Source organism: Pyxidicoccus sp. MSG2 (genome assembly GCF_026626705.1).
Classification (GTDB): domain Bacteria; phylum Myxococcota; class Myxococcia; order Myxococcales; family Myxococcaceae; genus Myxococcus.
In genome coordinates this window covers 10,474,133-10,490,495 of sequence record NZ_JAPNKC010000001.1, presented here as the reverse complement: position 1 = coordinate 10,490,495, position 16,363 = coordinate 10,474,133, and the positions used below count along the sequence as shown (strand labels likewise).

Sequence of the window (16,363 nt, the reverse complement as noted above, 5' to 3'; positions counted from 1 at the left end):
ATGGCGCTGTGGGCCCCCTCCGCTCTCGCACAGAATGCGCCGAACGTGCTCGACGTCGGGAAGAACCGGCCCTGGGCACTGGGAGTCGCTCCGGGGGATCAGCAGACAGCGCAGGCCTTGTTCCAGGAAGGCAACGAGCGACTGAAGGAGTCCTTCTTCGTCGAGGCCAGCCGGCATTACCGGCAGGCGCTCCAGCACTGGAACCACCCGGCCATCCACTACAATCTGGCGCTCGCGCTGATGAACCTGGACCAGCCCGTCGAAGTCCACGAGCACCTGGTGGCGGCGATGCGGCACGGGCCGGAGCCCCTGGACGTGAACAGGTTCGAGCACGCGCTCGACTACAGGAAGCTCCTGGAACAGCAGCTCACCTGGGTGGATGTCTCCTGCGACCAGGCAGACACCACGGTGACAATGGATGGCCAGTTGCTGTTCATCGCGCCCGGCCGCTTCCAGGGGCTGATGCGCCCCGGCATGCACAGCCTCGTCGCGCTCAAGAAGGGGTACATGACCACTGAGAAGACGCCGACGCTGATGCCGGGCAAGCGGGAGCAGTTCGCCCTCAAGGTGTACACCGCGTCCGAGCTCACCGAGTACCGGCGGCGCTGGGCGGCCTGGATTCCCTGGACGGTGATGGGGTCGGGCCTGGCCGTGGCCGCGGGAGGCGGGCTGCTCCATCAGCAGGCACGGGCGCGGTTCAACACCTTCGACGAGGGCGTCAACCAGTGCGGCGGCTGCATCGCCAAGGCCGAGCTCATGCGGCTGCACAGCCAGGGCGCCGGCCTGCAGAAGGCCGCTGTGGCCGCGTATGCCGTTGGCGGGGCGGCGCTGACCACCGGCGTGTTGATGCTCTATTTCAACCGGGCCCAGCCACACCTCCGCTCGCCGCGAGACGTTGGGCAGGAAGTGGTTGTCACGCCGCTCGTCGGCACCGGTGCTGGCGGTGTGCTGGGCGCGTTCCGTTTCTGAGGAGGTCACCCATGAGCCGAAAGTCCCTGTTCCCTGCGCGGGCGGGAAGCATCCTCACGCTCGCACTCTGCTGTCTGACACTCCTGGCTTGCATAGAGCCCGAGAGCACGCTCTGTCCCGAGGGGCTGGTCTGTCCCTTCGGACAGAAGTGCGCCGCCCAGCAAGCCGTGTGCATCAAGGATGACTGTGGTGACGGCATCATCCAGACAGGCGAGTCGTGTGACGACGGAAACATCATCGATGGCGATGGCTGCAGTCGGAACTGCGAGTCCGCCGAGGCCTGCGGCAACGGCATCATGGACGTCGCCGCGAACGAGCTCTGCGATGACGGCGACACCGAGGGTGGAGATGGGTGTAGCGCCGACTGCAAGTCCACTGAGTACTGCGGAAACTCCATTGTCGACGAGGTGCTCGACGAGGTCTGCGACGACGGCAACACCGAGTATGGAGATGGGTGTAGCGCCGACTGCAAGTCCACTGAGTACTGCGGAAACGGATACATCGACTTCAACGAGCGGTGCGATGACGGCAACAATCTGGATGGGGATGACTGCCGGTGGGACTGCAGCTCGGGTCGCCAGTGCGGAAATGGCTACCTGGATCCCGGCGAGCAATGTGACGACGGCAATCTGCTTGACGGCGATGACTGTCGGCGCACGTGTGAAATCGCATTCTGTGGTGATGGGGACTTGAACACCCAGGGACTGCGCAAAGAGGAATGCGATGACGGCAACTCCCTGTCCTGTGGAACGTGTGATGCCTCCTGCTCACACGTCCAGGGAAGCAGCCCTGCGACCGGAATCATTACCGTGGTGCCCGGTGGCGAAATCCACGATGGAGAGATCCTCGTCATCAGTGATGGCCCGATTCAAAAAATCTTTGAGTTCAACACGGAAGGCGGTGTCGCCTCCGCCCATGTGAGACTCGCGATTCCGAAGATCGATAAGGATTTTGCGGTCCCCATAGCCATCGCCAAAGCCATTGATGATGAAACTGATTTTAATTTAATCGTCACGCGCGAATGGAATGTAATTAAACTCAAGGCTGCTCGGAATGGCTCCTTCGCGAATCAGCCCATCATCAAGTCCTCTGATGAAAGATCCCTGAGGGTGGACGGCATGAGCGGAGGTGTCGCCAGAGACTGCCCGGCGGGAACAGGGTGCAAGATCGACGATGACTGCGCGGATGGGCTGTGGTGTCCGGAGGTGCCAGAAACCGAGAGGCAGATGTGCAGGCCCAAGCCATGGTGAACTGAAGACCGTTGCGCCTCCGCCCGGTCCCCTTATCCTGCGCGGCCATGGCTACCCACTTCGACCCCAGCGCCGCCGCCCAGCCGGGCTCCGGCGTCTTCGGCCTCCCGCACTCGCCCGACGAGGCCCACGTCGTCCTCATCCCCGTGCCCTTCGAGGCCACCACCAGCTACGGCGGCGGCACCTCCGAGGGCCCCGCCGCCGTGCTCGACGCCAGCCGCCAGGTGGACCTCTTCGACGTCGAAACCGGCCGCCCCTACGAGCGCGGCATCGCCATGCTCGACGAGTCCCCGGAGCTGCGCGACTGGAACACCCGCGCCAAGGAGCGCGCCCAGGTCGTCATCGAGGCCGGCGGCATCCACTCCGGCGAGGCCGAGCTGCTCAAGGCCGCCAACGACGTCAACGCGCTCTGCGACCAGATGAACGAGCACGTCTACCGCACCGCGAAGCACTGGTTGGAGCAGGGCAAGCGCGTGGCCGCCGTGGGCGGGGACCACTCCATCTCCTTCGGCATCATCCGCGCCCATGCGGAGAAGTATCCCGGCCTGGGCGTGCTCCACCTGGACGCGCACGCCGACCTGCGCGTGGCCTACGAGGGCTTCACCTGGTCCCACGCGTCCATCATGTACAACGTCGCCGAGCGCATCCCCGGCGTGAAGACGCTCGTCCAGGTGGGCCTGCGCGACATGAGCCAGGAGGAGCACCGCTACATCGAGGACTCCAAGGGCCGCGTCCACGGCTTCTTCGACGCCACCCTCCAGAACAAGCGCTTCGACGGCATCCCCTGGAACCGCCAGGTGGATGAAATGGTCGCCCTGCTCCCCCAGCAGGTCTACCTGTCCTTCGACATCGACGGGTTGGACCCCACGCTCTGCCCGCACACGGGCACCCCGGTGCCGGGCGGCCTGTCCTTCCCCGAGGCGGTGGCGCTCATCTCCGGCGTCGTCCGCTCCGGCCGCACCATCGTCGGCTTCGACCTGACCGAGGTGTCTCCGGACCCCGAGGGCGGCGAGTGGGACGGCAACGTCGGCGCCCGCCTGCTCTACAAGATGATTGGCTGGATGCTGAAGTCGCAGAAGGCCTGAGGGCCCGCGTCACCCGCCCCGCGGCAGCAGCAGGCTGAACGTGGAGCCATGCCCGGGGCGCGACACGGCGGACAGCGCGCCGCCGTGCAGCCGCGCCAGCTCCGACGCCACGTAGAACCCCAGGCCCGCTGCGCCCGCGGGCCCCGTCTGGAAGGGTGCGAAGAGCCGGGGCACCTCCTCCTCCGGGAAGCCGGGCCCCGTGTCCCTCACCAGCACCGTCACCAGCGAGCGCGAGGCCTGCATCTCCACCATCACCTCGCCCCTGCCACCGTCCTGCTTCAACGCGTTCGCCAGCAGCACGTCGAACACCTGGTGGATGCGTTCCGGGTCGAACCGCACGGACACCGGCTCCGACGGCGCCACCAACGTCACCGGCGCGCGAGCCCGCCACGTGGCCACCGCGCCGCGCAGGTGCTGCGCCAGGTCGGCCTCCACGGGCTGGAGCGCCAGGCCGCCCGCCGCCAGCCGCGCCACGTCCCTCAGGTCGCGCCCCAGCGCCTCCAGGGACTGGAGCTGCGCGCCCAGGGACGCCAGTGTCGCGCGGTCCACCGCGGGCACTGCCTCCAGTTGCTCGAGCTGTGCGCGTGCCGCGTCCAGCGGGCCCTGGAGCGTCTGCGCCACCCACTGCCCCAACACCTCCACCGGCGAGCCCACGTCCACGGGCTCCGGGCGCGGCGCGCTGGCGAGCGACTGGCGGATGAGCGACTCGAAGTCGGTGATTTCGAAGGGCTTGTGGAGGAAGGCCGAGGCCTCCGGCGCACCCTGCGGCAACACCGCGCTCAGGAGGATGATGGGCACGTCCTTGAGCTGCTCCTCCTGCTTGAGGCGGCGGCACAATTCCACACCGCTCAGGCGCGGCATCATGTGGTCCGTCACCACGAGCTGCGGCCGGCGGGCCCTCGCGAGTCCGAGCGCCTCCTCGCCATCCCGGGCCCTCAGCACGTCGTGGCCCAGGTCCTCCACCACCTGGCTGAGGACCTCCAACACCGCCGGCTCATCGTCCGCGACCAGGACGAGACTCATGCTCTTCCACTCCCTCGGCTACAGCGCGCCTCGACTCGACGGCGCGCTGCCAGGATAACGGCCTCCCCCGACGGCGCAGCGACACCGGGGCCAGCGCGTGCATCCTGGAGATGCAATCGTTCACGGATGAGCGGACTGATCTATGAAGAGCGGAGCACCGCCACCAGAGACGCTGGGATGGGCTGCGGCCTTCCCGACAGTCGGGTTGTCCTGCCCCGGACACTCCCTGGTGGCGCACGGAGGGTTGGAATGAAGCCTGGAGTCATGAGGTGGAGCCTGCTGTGGGTGGTCCTGCTGGTCTCGGGAAGCGCGAGCGCGGACCTGGCCCGGCGCCGGGACGCCATCGTCGAGGTGGTGCAGAAGGTCTCCCCGGCCGTCGTCTACATCGGCACCGAGCAGGAGGTGGAGTCGCGCTTCCGCGGCCGGCGCTCCCCGCTGGAGGAGTTCTTCGGCGGCATGGGCGGCGGCGAGCAGGAGCGGCAGAAAATCGAGGGCCTGGGCAGCGGCGCCATCATCGACGCGTCCGGCACCATCGTCACCAATGACCACGTCATCCGCGGCGCCTCGGCCATCCACGTGGTGCTGGCGGATGGGCGCTCGTTCGACGCGGAAGTCATTGGCAGCGACGCGGCCAATGACCTCGCCGTGCTGAAGGTGAATGCGCGCGAGCCGCTGCCCACCGCGAAGCTGGGCACCAGCTCGGACCTTATGATTGGCGAGACGGTGGTGGCCATCGGCAGCCCCTTCGGCCTGAGCAAGACGGTGACGGCCGGCGTGGTGTCCGCGGTGGGGCGCACGTTCCGCGCGGACGACCGCGTCTACAACGACTTCATCCAGACGGACGCGGCCATCAACCCCGGCAACTCGGGCGGCCCGCTGCTCAACGTGGACGGGGAAATCATCGGAATCAACACCGCCATCTTCGGCGGCGGTGCGCAGGGCATCGGCTTCGCGATTCCCGCGGACAAGGTGCGGCGCATCGTCGATGAGCTGACGCGCTTCGGGAAGGTGCGCCCGGCGTGGGTGGGCATCGACGCGGTGGACCTGCCGCCTCGCGTGGCCCGGCAGCTCGGGTGGGACCGCGCCTACGGGGCGCTGGTGACGACCGTGGAGCCCGGCAGCCCCGCGGCCCAGGCCGGCGTGAAGCGCGGGGACGTGGTGGCGGAGTTGGGCGGCTCGCGCATCCAGGACGCCGAGGACTTCGACACCCGCGTGCGTGGCTACCCTGCCCGCTCGCCCTTCCCCATGATCCTCTTCCGGGACGGCGGCACGCGCACGCTCCAGGTGACGCCGTTGGAGTTCCCCGCTCGCATGGTCGAGGGGCTGGCATGGGAGCGGCTGGGACTGCGAGTGAAGGAGGTGAAGGGCGTGCTGGCGGTGTCCGGCGTGCGGCAGGACTCGGGCGCGGCCGAGGTGGGGCTGGAGCCAGGGGACATCATCCTGCGGGTGAACAACCAGCCGGTGCCCACGGCGGATGCGTTCCGGGAGGCGCTGCTGACGGCGCGACGCGGACGGAGCGTGTTGCTGCTCGTGCGCCGGGGCCGGTACGGCTATCACATCACGCTGCCCTTCGAGCAGCAGGGACAGGGCCTCTAGGGCGTTTCGGAACCGGGGTGGGTCGTCCGGGATTTCTGGACCAGCGCGTCTCGCACTACGATGGGGCGTATGAGTTCCGTCCGTTACCAGTCCCTCGGTCCCCTGCTGGCCGGGGAAGGCTCGCGTGCCTTCCTCGGGCTTGCCCTGGAGGACGGCGCGCCCCCCCGCTCCGTGGTGCTCATCTGGGCGCCGCAGGAGATTGCCCAGAACCCGGAGATGACGGCGCGGCTGACGCGTGAGACGTCGCGCGCGCTCGTCTTCGAGCACCCCAACATCCTCCGCGTCCACGGCCTCGCCGTGCAGGACGGCGGCGTGGCGCGCGTCACCGAGTTCGCCGACGGCGAGCCCCTGCGCCGCCTGCTGGAGGCCCACCCCCGCCTGCCGCCGCAGTTCGCCGCGCTCGTCGTCGCGGACGCGGCCATGGGCCTGCACTACGCGCACGTCGCCGGCAATGACGACGGCACGCCGCTGGTGCACGGCGACATCCGCCCGGAGACGCTGATGATCTCCTTCGGCGGCGTGACGAAGGTGACGGGCTACGGCGCCCTCGGTGTGGCCCCGCGCGAGCGCGACGGCAAGCGCGTGAAGAACCGGCGCAAGTACAGCGCTCCGGAGCAGCTGCTCGGTGGCCGCGAGGCCGTCAACGTGCAGTCGGACGTGTTCCTGCTGGGGCTCGTGCTGCACGAGAGCCTGTCGGGGAAGATGCCGTTCAAGGAGACGGCGGACCCGGACAAGGCCGTGCTGAACCGCTCGCTGCCGCCGCTGCCGCAGGACGTGCCGCTGAAGATTGACGCGGTGGTGCGCAAGGCCACGACGAAGCGCGCGTATGACCGGTATCCGTCGGCGCTCGCGTTCCGCGAGGCGCTGGTGGAGGCGGTGGGCACGCTGCCCACGCATGCGCAGTTCGCGGAGTTCATGTCGAAGTACTTCCCGCCCGAGCACGAGGCGCGGGCGGCCCGGCGCAGGGTGATTGAGGCCGGCATCGCGGACGTGATGCAGAAGGCGGGCGTATCGCCTCCGGCGGTGGCGGAGTTCCTCGCTCGCGGGACGCTGGCTCCAGGGGTGTTGCCCGCGAAGTGGCCGGCGCTGCCGGGGCAGCTCTCTGTTTCGGGGCCGGTGAATCTGGGCGCGGGCTCCGAGCCTGGTGCTTCCACGGAGGCCACGGCTTCGGGTCCGTCGACGGGCTCGCAGGCACAGGTGGCTCCTGCCGCGACGTCCGCGCAGGGCCCCGCCAGTGGCTCTCATGCGCAGGTTCCGAGTGGTGCAGAGGCCGCGCAGGGTCCGGCCAGTGGGTCTCATGCCCAGGTGGTGCCTGCCGCGACGTCCGCGCAGGGTCCGGCCAGTGGGTCTCATGCCCAGGTGGTGCCTGCCGCGACGTCCGCGCAGGGTCCGGCCAGTGGGTCTCATGCTCAGCTGTCGGGGAGCGCCGCGACCGCGCAGCCCGCGAGTACCTCCGCACAGGGCCCGGTCAGTGGGTCGCATGCCCAGGTCTCTGGGGGTGCTGCGTCTTCAACTGGCTCGACGGGTGCGAATGCAACGGTGGCTCCGGCCAGCTCGGGCTCGACGCCTGCTGCTGGCGGACTGCCGGTGGGCGGCCCGTCCGCGACTCCCGTTCCCCCCGCGGCCGCGGCTGCTTCGGCGAAGCCGTCTCGCGCCTGGGTGGGCCTGGTGGTCGCCGGCCTGGTGCTGACGCTCGGCGCGGCGGCGGTCGTGCTCCAGCGGCTGCCCTCCAACATCGAGGCGGAGGTCGACGCGGGTGCCGCGTCCGTGACGCCGATGGAGGCCGTCGCTGACGCGGGAGCGGTGACCAAGGTGGCCGTCGTGGACGCGGGCATCCCGATGGGCATGCTGGACCTCACCGTCGAGCCGCGCGTGGAAGCGTCCATCCCCGGGCAGTACCTGGGACGTACGCCGCTCTCCGCGTCCGTGCCCGCGGGCCGGCACGTGCTGACGTTCAGCAACCCGGTGCTCGGCATCCAGGTGACGCGCACCATCACCGTGCCGGCGGGTGGCCGCACCGCGCTGCAGTACTTCCTCAACAAGGGCTTCGCCACCGTGCGCGCACCGAAGGGAGCCATCGTCACCGTCGACGGCCGCCTCGTGGGCGCCGCTCCCGTGGAAGAGCTGGACCTCTACGAGGGCACGCACCAGCTCCTCGTCGTCGTGAACAACTCGCGCTGGCAGCGGACGTTCAAGGTGGAGGCCGGTCAGCGCGTCGCCTTCGACGTGGACTTCGAGGCGCCCGCCGAGGAGTAGTGCGCGTCCACTAGGCCCCGCGCCGTGACATATGGCGCGGGGTCAGCTCTTCAGCAGCGCGAGGAGCTGCTCGGTGTCCACGGGCTTCGTCAGGTAGTCGCTCGCCCCGGCGGCGAGGCACTTCTCGCGCTCGTCCTTCAGCGCCCTGGCGGTGATGGCGATGATGCGCAGGGTGGCGAAGCGCGGGTCCTCGCGGATGGCGCGCATCGTTTCGTAGCCATCCAGCTCCGGCATCATCACGTCCAGGAGGACGGCATTCACGTCCGGGTGGGCATGCAGGGTGTTGATGCCCTCCCTTCCGTTCTCCGCATGCAGCACCTGCAGCCCGCGTGCTTCGAGGATGCTGGTCAGGGCGAAGATGTTGCGGATGTCGTCGTCCACGACGAGCACCTTGCGTCCCATGAGCTCCGGCGCAGGCGCGGCTGACGGCAGTGGGAGTGCAAGCGGCTCCGGGCGCGCGTCGACCGGAGCGACCTCGCGCTGTGCCTCTTCCGGGCCGACGTAGACCCTGGGCAGGAACAGCGTGAAGGTGCTCCCCTTCCCCGGCTCGCTCTCCACGTGGAGCTCACCGCCGAGCAGCCTCGCCAGCTCGCGGCTGATGGACAGTCCCAGGCCGGTGCCTCCGTACTTGCGGCTGGTGCCTCCGTCCGCCTGCTGGAACGCCTCGAAGATGAGGTGCTGCTTGTCCTTCGGAATGCCGATGCCGCTGTCCACCACGCTGAACGCCAGCACACGGTCGGCACGGTCGAGCAGCTCGCTGTCGAAGCGCCGGCCCCTGTCCTCCACCGGCTTGACGTGCAGCTCCACGCGGCCGGTGTCGGTGAACTTGAAGGCATTGGAGAGCAGGTTCTTGAGCACCTGCTGCAAGCGCTGCGGGTCCGTGCGCAGTCCGTAGGGCAGCGAGGCAGACAGTGTCACGCGGAAGCCCAGCCCCTTGTGCTCGGCCACGTGCGTGAAGTTCCGCTCGACGAAGGACTTCAGCTCGGAGAGCGGGACGTCGCACGGCTCCACGCGCAGCTTGCCGGCCTCCACCTTCGACAGGTCGAGGATGTCGTTGATGAGCGCCAGCAGGTCCGCGCCCGAGGCGTGGATGGTCTTCGCGTACTCCACCTCCTTGAGGCTCAGGTGGCGTTCCTTGTTCTCCGAGAGCACCTTCGCGAGGATGAGCAGGCTGTTGAGCGGCGTGCGCAGCTCGTGGCTCATGTTCGCGAGGAACTCGCTCTTGTACCGGGACGCGAGCGCGAGCTGCTCCGTGAAGCTCAGGTTGTCGGTCAGGTCCTTCCACACGCCGGACACGCCCGGCACCGTGGGCAGCTCCGCGCCCTTGCCTTCCGGGCCCACCTCCTTCGCGACGCGCGTGACTTCGTCCGCGAAAGTCTGGAGCTGGTCCACCATGGTGTTGATGGTGTTTTTGAGCGCGAGGCTCTCGCCGCGAACCTCCACGGTGATCTTCTCCGAGAGGTCTCCTCGCGCCACGGCTACGCTCACCTTCGCGAGGCAGCGCACCTGCGCGGTGAGGCTGGCGGCGAGGACATTCACGCTCTCCGCAATCTCCCTCCAGGCGCCGGGCAGCTCCCTCAGCCCCACCTGTCCGCCGAGCCGCCCCTCGATGCCCACCTCCCGGGCGACTCGTGTGACGTCCGCGACGAAGGCGGAGAGCTGGGTGGCGCGCTCGGCTTGAAGGGCGGCGCCTGTGTTGAAGGCCTCCGCCAGCCGGTCCATCAGCGGACTTGCGCCATACAGCGGGAGGCCCTGCGAGAAGTCTCCCCGGTTGGCTGCTTCCATCGCGGCGAGCAGTGCGCGGAGCTGCGCTTCCTCGCTCGGAGCCTCACGGTTGTTCTTCTCGTCCATGGAGGCTCCTCGTGCGACTGCGATGGGCGCAGGCCTATGTCACGGGGGCCTACGCGCTCTTGCGGCGCCGCATCATCGCCTCGTACGAGCGACCCACGCTCTGCGAGAGGATGAGCAGCTCGCCCACGTCCGGCGGGGTGAGCTGGTCCGGCCCGTTGTCCACGTACAAGAGGTGCACCACCTTGCCGCGCACCAGCAGCGGCAGGATGACGGCCGTCGTCGGGAAGCCCCCGCCCAGCAGCTTGTAGAACACGCCCATCGCCGCGTCCCGCTTCACCGGGCCGATGTAGTGCGAGCGCGTGTCCCTCACGAGCCGGAAGGTGCTCTGCTCCCTCAGCGCAACGCCGATGCGGTGCACCGCCGCCTCGCGCACACCGGCCCCCATGCCGTGCCAGCCCGTCACCAGGCTGCCCTGCACCGACAGCAACAGGTTCCGCTTCCACTTGCCCAGCGCGAAGCGCAGCACCGTGCGCGCCACGTCCTCGCGGTCCGAGCTGCGCGCCAGCTCCGCCTGAGCCTCGGCGAACGTGAGCGGCGTCGGCGGCGGCTCCGGAGGCCGCTGCACCGCTTGCGGCGGCGCCACCGCCACCGGCGCGGCCGGCCGCTGCGGCACCACCGTCACCGGAGGCGGCGTCATCGGGAACGGCTGCGCGGGCACCACCGGCCGCTGCGGCTGCGCCGGCACCTGGGGCGCCACGGGCCGCTGCGTCACGGGTGCCTGGGGCGCCACGGGCAGCTCCGGTACAGGCAAGGGCTCCATCACCTCCACACCGGTGATGACCTCCTCCGCCCCGCCCATGTCGCCCTCGTAGTCCGCCCCACCGCGCAGCGCCTGCGCGTAGACGGACTGGAACTCCTCCTCGCTCATCAAATCCGGCGCCTTCTCGGCCGCCTTCGCCAGTTCCGCCTGCGCGCCCGGCGCGGGCCTCGCGCGGATGGCATTCATGTCGATGGCGCGCAGAGAGCGGAACGCCTTGCAGTAGCGCCGCAGCATCTGGTTCATCCGGAACTCGGGGATGACCACCGGCACCACGCGCTTGCCCGTCTTGAAGGCAATCTTGTCGAGCGTCTCGAAGTCGTGCGGGTTGAGCACGGCGACGCTCAGGCGCGTCGCGTCCACCCGCATGGGCAGGTATTCCTTGTCGTCCGCGTGGTTCGCCGACACCATCGCCAGCGCCTTCGGGTCCGGCACCAGCTCCCCGGAGGCAAAGGCAGTGTTGTGCAGCTGACCGAGCGACTTCGCCAGGTCCTGCTCGGACAGCAGTCCCAGCTCCAGCAGGTTCGTCCCGAGCCGCCCGCCGTGCACGACCTGCGCCTCGAGTGCCTCCTCGATTCCCTCGGGCGTGACGAGGCCTTCCTTCACGAGCAGTTCACCCAGGCGCATGGCCTTCGCTTGTAGCCGTGCCCCGTCCCGCTCCGCAAGCACGCACGCCGCCGGGTGCGGGCGTCGCTAGTCCTCCGGGTGGTGGCTGAGCGCCACCCGGTTGCCCTCCGGGTCCCTTACGTACACGGACCAGCGCGTCTCGTGCTCCAGCGGCACCCCCGCCCGGGCGAAGGTCTCCACCACCCCAGCCCGGGCCGCCTTCGGAATCCGGAAGGCCAACAGCAGCAGGCCCGGCCGCTCGTGGCGGAACGGGAGGGACTCCGGGTCCGAGCCCGCCGCCTCGATGGCCAGGAAGCCGCCTCCTGGCACGCCCACCCAGATGCTCCTCAGGGAGCCGTCCGGCCTCAGGTGCCGGGTCAGTTCCGGGAAGCCGAGCAGGTCCCGGTAGAAGGCCGTCACCCGCTCGAGGTCCTTCGCCTGGATTGCAACATGGTGGAAGCCCTGAACGTCCATGGCGCGGATGCTATGGTCTGCGCGCCCATGGCGCGACTGCTCATCGTCGAAGACAACCACGAGTTGGCCTCCCTCATCGTCGCCGCGGCCCAGAGCCGCGGTCACGAGGCGCGGGCGGCGTACACCGGCGAGGCGGCCCTGGAGGCGCTCGGCCCCGGCTCGAAATGGGACGTCGCCCTCGTGGACCTGCTCCTGCCCGACATCCGCGGCAGCGAGGTGCTGAGCGCCCTGCGCGCCCACGGCATCCCCGCCATCGCCGTCAGCGGCGTCTACAAGGGGGACCGCTTCGCCCAGGAGGCCGTCCAGGTCCACGGCGCGCGCGCCTTCTTCGCCAAGCCCTTCGAGCTGAACGCCGTCATGGACTCGCTGGAGGAGGCGGGCGGCATCGCCCCCGCCCCCCGTGCCCCTCCGCCCGTGCCGGAGGCCGCGCCCCCGGACGAATTGCTCGACGACGAGGACCTCATCGTGCTGGAGGAGGTCGTACCCGACTCCGGCGACACCTCCGCCCCCCTGCATTCCGTGGAGGAGACGGAGGCGCTGCCCGTGCCCGACGACGGGCACCATGCCCTCCCCCTGCCCTTCCAGCGGCGCGAGAAGGTGTGGAGCAACGCCGCGTCCCCGTCCGCCGCCCCGCGCGGCTCGCTGCCCGAGTGGACGCTCGCGGGAGAGCTCAAGGACACCTCCGTCGCGCGGCTGCTCAACGCGTACTACGAGGCGCGCCACCACGGGGAGCTGAAGCTCAAGCAGGGCTCCGTCCTCAAGGTCGTCTACTTCGAGTCCGGCCGCATCGTGTACGCCGCCTCCAACCTGGCGCAGGAGCGCTTCGGCCGCTTCTGCGTCCGCCGGGGCGTGCTGCCCGAGTCCCGCCTGGTGGAGGTGGCCGCGTACGCGAAGGAGCACGGCCTGCGCACCGGCGAGGCCATGCTCCGCCTGGGCCTCATGGACGCCGCGCGGCGCCGGCAGTTGCTGGAGGAGCAGGTGAAGGAAATCCTCTGGTCCACCTTCACGTGGACGGAGGGCCAGTATGGCTTCAGCGCCATGCGGCCCCAGCGCGCGGACCTGGTGAAGCTGTCCGTCTTCCCCGGCGACCTGGTGCTGGAGGGCGTGGAGAAGACGGAGACGCTGGTGGCCCTGCGCCAGCGCATGCCGCCCTCGCGCCGGCTGTTCCCCACCGCGGACCCGCCGTACGGCCTGCACGAATTGAAGCTTCAGGGGCCACAGGCGCTGCTGCTCGCGTACGCGGATGGCAGCAAGACGGTGGAGGACCTGCTGGCCCTCACCGATTTGTCCGAGCGCCAGGCCCTTGCCACGCTGCGCGGGCTGGAATTGCTCGGCGTGCTGGAGGAGCGGCCCGAGGCACCGAGCCGCCGCCACCGCATCACCTTCGGCCTCTAGCCCGCCGCGCCGTCGCGACGGCGGCGCAGCAGCCGCGCCAGCGCCAGCAGTCCGAGCAGGGCCGAGCCCGCGTCTCCGCTCGAGCACCCGCACCCGGAAGACGGCACGGGCGGAAGCGGGCCGGAGACCTGCACGCCATTGAGGAACACCTCTCCACCGAAACGCGGCGAGGCCAGCAGCCGGGGACGCGCCACGTAGGTGAGCGCGCTGGTGCCACCAGCGGGCAGCGTCACGCCGTCCACCACGAAGCCGCCCTCCACCGCCTGCTCCGCCACCGTCCTTCCGTCCACCTTCACGCTGCCGGGCACCCAGTCCACGCCGTCCACGTGCTCGACGTGGCGCAGGCTTCCCACCTGGCACCCGGAGTCGTTGCGCAGCTGCACCACCACGCCCACCAGGGACTTCTCCGCGCCAATCTGCGACTCCGTCTCGTGCGTCACGTCCACGAAGGGCGCCGTGGTGATGGGCACCACGTGCTGCGTCGTCGTGCTGTTGCCGCCGCCCGCGTCCGCGGTGACGCTCAGCACGACGGACTCGCCCACCAGTCCCTCCAGGCCCGTGTCGCGCGTGGCCACGGTGACCTGCGCGCCGCCCAGCTCCGCCTCCGCGAGCGCGGGCCCGCCCACCTGCGTCCAGGTGATGTCCACCGCCTGGCATGCGTTGGAGGGAATCGTCTGCGTCAGCGTGGCCGTCGCGCGCTCACCACAGTGGGCCACCAGCGCCTCGCCCTCCAGCGCGCCCAGCGCGGCCGGAAGCGCCTGCGCGGACACCAGCGTCTGCGCCGTGCCGCCATTGAGCCGGGTGCCGGTGCTTTCGTCGAAGAGCTGACCATGGACGATGTAGTCCCGAGCCGAGCAGTCGTCCGGCAGCGGCGGCCTCCAGCTTCCCGGGACGTCCACCACCGCGCCGGCCAGCGTCCCGCCGTCCAGGTTTCGTAGGGACATCTGTGCCTTCAGCGCGTACTCGGCCGGGCACAGCACGGACGTGCCCAGCTGGATGTCCACCTGTCCCTGCTCCGCGGGCACCGCCGTCAGCTGGAGCTGGGCGGCGGTGATGTCCTCTACCGCCGGCACCGCGTCCACCCGCACCGTCGCCTCGGGGCCGTCCTGCACGCCACCGGCGTCGGTCTGGATGCGGTTGAAGGCGGTGAACGACAGGCTCGCGCGCGTGCACGCGACGGCCTCCACCCGGAGCCGCGGGCTCTCCACCGGGGACTCCAGCGAGACGGTGCCGCCGTCGGCGGCTCTCACCGTGAAGGCCGGGGGCACTCCCGCACTGGAGTCGCTCAGCCGCCACACCGTCTGCACTCCAGGCAGGCCCGGCGTGCCGGTACACGTATGCAGGGGAGCCTCGGCCGTCACGTCGGTTCCCGAGCCCGGTCCCGAGGCCAGCGCCCGCACCGCGCCCGGCCCGAAGGGCGCCAGCGGAGGTCCCCAGGGCGCCACGTCCACCGAGAAGCTCGTGAGAGGGGACGCCAGTCCGCCCTCGTCCAGGCCCTGCACGGTGTACGTGTACCGCTCGCCCTGTTGGACGCACAGGGTGTCCGGCGGCGTGAAGGTGGCCGTCCCGTCCGGCGACACGGCGAGCTCCGGCTGCGTCGTCGACGTCGACGTCCAGCGGTAGCCCACCGTGGCGCACGGCCCGCTTCCGGGCGGCGTGGCCGTGAAGACTCGCGGCGCTCCGCCCGCGACGACCGCGGCATTCGTGGGCGTCACGCCGGGCACCTCGGGGCCTCGCACGTTGTTGAGGGTGACGCGCACCTTCACGGACTGGTCGTGGGACGCGAGGCCATCCGAGGCGAAGACATCCAGCTCCCGCGTCTCCGTCTTGCAGACGTCTCCTAGCGGCGTGACTTCCAGGTCCAGCGTGTCCGGCTGCAACCCAGCGCGCACGTTGAACAGGCCCGCCGCCGCCGCTGAATCCACCGAGACACGCACCGCGTCTCCGTCATCATCCGTCGCGGTGATCCGCCTCTGCACGGCGCCCCCCGCCTCGTAGATTTCCAACGACTGCGTCCCCGACACGAAGCCGGGCGCCGCCTCGTTGGTGTAGAGGCGGAGGTTGCCCGAGCCCTCGCCCGGACTGTCCAGGCTGATGACACAGAAGGCGGAGCCCGCGCAGGCCACTTCCAGCGGTTTCGGCAGCGACGAAGTGTCCACCTTGGGGTTGACGCGCCAGAGCGTGCCCGCATCGGCCGCGCTGTCGGTGGGCACGGCGCCCAGCAGCACGAACTCGTCGCTGTCTCCCAGGCCCACCGCGACGCCGTAGCCCTCGCCGCGTGCGCTGCCCTGGCCGGTGTTCACGTCCACCGAGACGATGCGCACCGCGGTCCCGCCGTCGAGAATCGTCACGGGGAGGAACGGGGCGAGGTGTCCGGGCCCTGTTGGCGGCGTGAGCTGTCCCCGGAAGAGGCCCGCGTCGCTCCCGAAGATGGCGACGGGGTCGGGCCCTTCCGTGGCAATGAGGTCCACCGTCGTGGGCTTCTCCTGCAGCAGGTTGGCGGGGAGGTCGACCTCGGCCACGAAGTCACGCCCCCGATACCAGAGGAAATCCGTCGTCGTCGTGACGACGTAGAAGAGAACGTGGGGGACACCGCCATCCGTATCTGTCACCCCCATCACGCTCGTGGGGCTGAATGACCCGCCGGGGATGGTCAGCGTGTTCCATTCCGGCCCGCCCGTGTTCGCCGGGAGCGTGGTCAGCAACTGGAGGTCGGTGGTGTTGGGCTTCACCGTGGCATAGCCAGTCCCGGAGGGCGTGAAGCGCACTCGCCGTACCTGGGGTGCAATGCTCTCGCCTGGAGGGATGATGGTCCCGGACGGCAGGCAGTTGCCGTTGCTGACCAGCGTGCCTTCGAGCTTCACGGCGGCGAAGCAGCCGGAGGGGGACAGGAAGGTGCCGAACACGTCCGCTTCGAAGAACTCCGCGTCCACGGCGCCGTTGTTCCAGAGTTCCACCTTCTGGGTCGAGGACACCGAGTAGACGCCGGGCCGCCAGACATCCACGTACCGGGGGAAGCCCGCGACGTCGGCGATCTCCACCCCGGCGGATGCCGCCGTGGCCATACCCATGCAGAAGATGAAGACGATGGCGGCGCGCAC

Annotated in this window: 10 protein-coding genes and 1 pseudogene; 6 read left to right on the top strand and 5 right to left on the bottom strand. The window is 69.9% G+C overall.

The window, feature by feature from the left end; genetic code table 11:
• Positions 1 to 45 precede the first annotated feature (45 nt).
• From OV427_RS40925 to OV427_RS40915, 3 genes are read left to right on the top strand one after another with little or no spacing between them, the layout of a single operon-like run.
• Positions 46 to 969: a hypothetical protein gene (locus OV427_RS40925; protein ID WP_267861652.1), complete on the top strand. Its 924-nt coding sequence runs from the start codon at positions 46 to 48 to the stop codon at positions 967 to 969.
• A gap of 11 nt (positions 970 to 980) precedes the next feature.
• Positions 981 to 2,219, top strand: coding sequence for a DUF4215 domain-containing protein (locus tag OV427_RS40920; protein ID WP_267861651.1), 1,239 nt, complete (start codon positions 981 to 983; stop codon positions 2,217 to 2,219).
• Between the two features lie 47 nt (positions 2,220 to 2,266).
• Positions 2,267 to 3,304 carry an agmatinase family protein gene (locus OV427_RS40915; RefSeq protein WP_267861650.1) on the top strand — a complete coding sequence of 346 codons (1,038 nt, stop codon included), beginning with the start codon at positions 2,267 to 2,269 and terminating at the stop codon, positions 3,302 to 3,304.
• Between the two features lie 9 nt (positions 3,305 to 3,313).
• On the opposite strand, the gene OV427_RS40910 is transcribed toward OV427_RS40915, so the two are convergent.
• The gene (locus OV427_RS40910; RefSeq protein ID WP_267861649.1) at positions 3,314 to 4,327 is read right to left on the bottom strand and encodes an ATP-binding protein; all 1,014 of its coding nucleotides are present in this window, start codon (positions 4,325 to 4,327) and stop codon (positions 3,314 to 3,316) included.
• Between the two features lie 249 nt (positions 4,328 to 4,576).
• Between OV427_RS40910 and OV427_RS40905 the strand changes: the two genes are divergently transcribed.
• Both OV427_RS40905 and OV427_RS40900 read left to right on the top strand, forming a co-directional pair.
• Positions 4,577 to 5,923, top strand: a complete 1,347-nt coding sequence (locus OV427_RS40905) for a trypsin-like peptidase domain-containing protein (protein ID WP_267861648.1) — start codon at positions 4,577 to 4,579, stop codon at positions 5,921 to 5,923.
• A gap of 69 nt (positions 5,924 to 5,992) precedes the next feature.
• On the top strand, positions 5,993 to 8,179 hold the full coding sequence (locus tag OV427_RS40900; RefSeq protein ID WP_267861647.1) for a protein kinase domain-containing protein: 2,187 nt from the start codon (positions 5,993 to 5,995) through the stop codon (positions 8,177 to 8,179).
• A 42-nt stretch (positions 8,180 to 8,221) separates the two neighbouring features.
• Here the strand turns inward: OV427_RS40900 and OV427_RS40895 are convergent.
• The 3 genes and pseudogenes from OV427_RS40895 to OV427_RS40885 form a co-directional block, all read right to left on the bottom strand.
• Positions 8,222 to 9,838: pseudogene (locus tag OV427_RS40895) on the bottom strand (ATP-binding protein); the annotation flags it as partial.
• Between the two features lie 241 nt (positions 9,839 to 10,079).
• The gene (locus OV427_RS40890; protein WP_267861645.1) at positions 10,080 to 11,414 is read right to left on the bottom strand and encodes a general secretion pathway protein GspE; all 1,335 of its coding nucleotides are present in this window, start codon (positions 11,412 to 11,414) and stop codon (positions 10,080 to 10,082) included.
• Positions 11,415 to 11,480: 66 nt separating this feature from the next.
• Positions 11,481 to 11,867 carry a VOC family protein gene (locus OV427_RS40885; protein WP_164000834.1) on the bottom strand — a complete coding sequence of 129 codons (387 nt, stop codon included), beginning with the start codon at positions 11,865 to 11,867 and terminating at the stop codon, positions 11,481 to 11,483.
• Between the two features lie 12 nt (positions 11,868 to 11,879).
• On the opposite strand from OV427_RS40885, the gene OV427_RS40880 reads away from it, so the two are divergent.
• Complete coding sequence (locus tag OV427_RS40880) at positions 11,880 to 13,262, top strand: response regulator (RefSeq protein ID WP_267863553.1); 1,383 nt, start codon at positions 11,880 to 11,882, stop codon at positions 13,260 to 13,262.
• Here OV427_RS40880 and OV427_RS40875 read toward each other — a convergent pair.
• Complete coding sequence (locus OV427_RS40875) at positions 13,259 to 16,363, bottom strand: MYXO-CTERM sorting domain-containing protein (RefSeq protein WP_267861644.1); 3,105 nt, start codon at positions 16,361 to 16,363, stop codon at positions 13,259 to 13,261. The two genes, OV427_RS40880 and OV427_RS40875, sit on opposite strands and share 4 nt — an antisense overlap.

What these genes read in the sequence shown, in the direction of transcription:
- OV427_RS40920 (WP_267861651.1), top strand. Translation starts at nt 981, where the DNA reads ATGAGCCGAAAGTCCCTGTTCCCTGCGCGGGCGGGAAGCATCCTCACG.
- OV427_RS40915 (WP_267861650.1), top strand. Translation starts at nt 2,267, where the DNA reads ATGGCTACCCACTTCGACCCCAGCGCCGCCGCCCAGCCGGGCTCCGGC.
- OV427_RS40910 (WP_267861649.1), bottom strand. Translation starts at nt 4,327, where the DNA reads ATGAGTCTCGTCCTGGTCGCGGACGATGAGCCGGCGGTGTTGGAGGTC.
- OV427_RS40905 (WP_267861648.1), top strand. Translation starts at nt 4,577, where the DNA reads ATGAAGCCTGGAGTCATGAGGTGGAGCCTGCTGTGGGTGGTCCTGCTG.
- OV427_RS40900 (WP_267861647.1), top strand. Translation starts at nt 5,993, where the DNA reads ATGAGTTCCGTCCGTTACCAGTCCCTCGGTCCCCTGCTGGCCGGGGAA.
- OV427_RS40890 (WP_267861645.1), bottom strand. Translation starts at nt 11,414, where the DNA reads ATGCGCCTGGGTGAACTGCTCGTGAAGGAAGGCCTCGTCACGCCCGAG.
- OV427_RS40885 (WP_164000834.1), bottom strand. Translation starts at nt 11,867, where the DNA reads ATGGACGTTCAGGGCTTCCACCATGTTGCAATCCAGGCGAAGGACCTC.
- OV427_RS40880 (WP_267863553.1), top strand. Translation starts at nt 11,880, where the DNA reads ATGGTCTGCGCGCCCATGGCGCGACTGCTCATCGTCGAAGACAACCAC.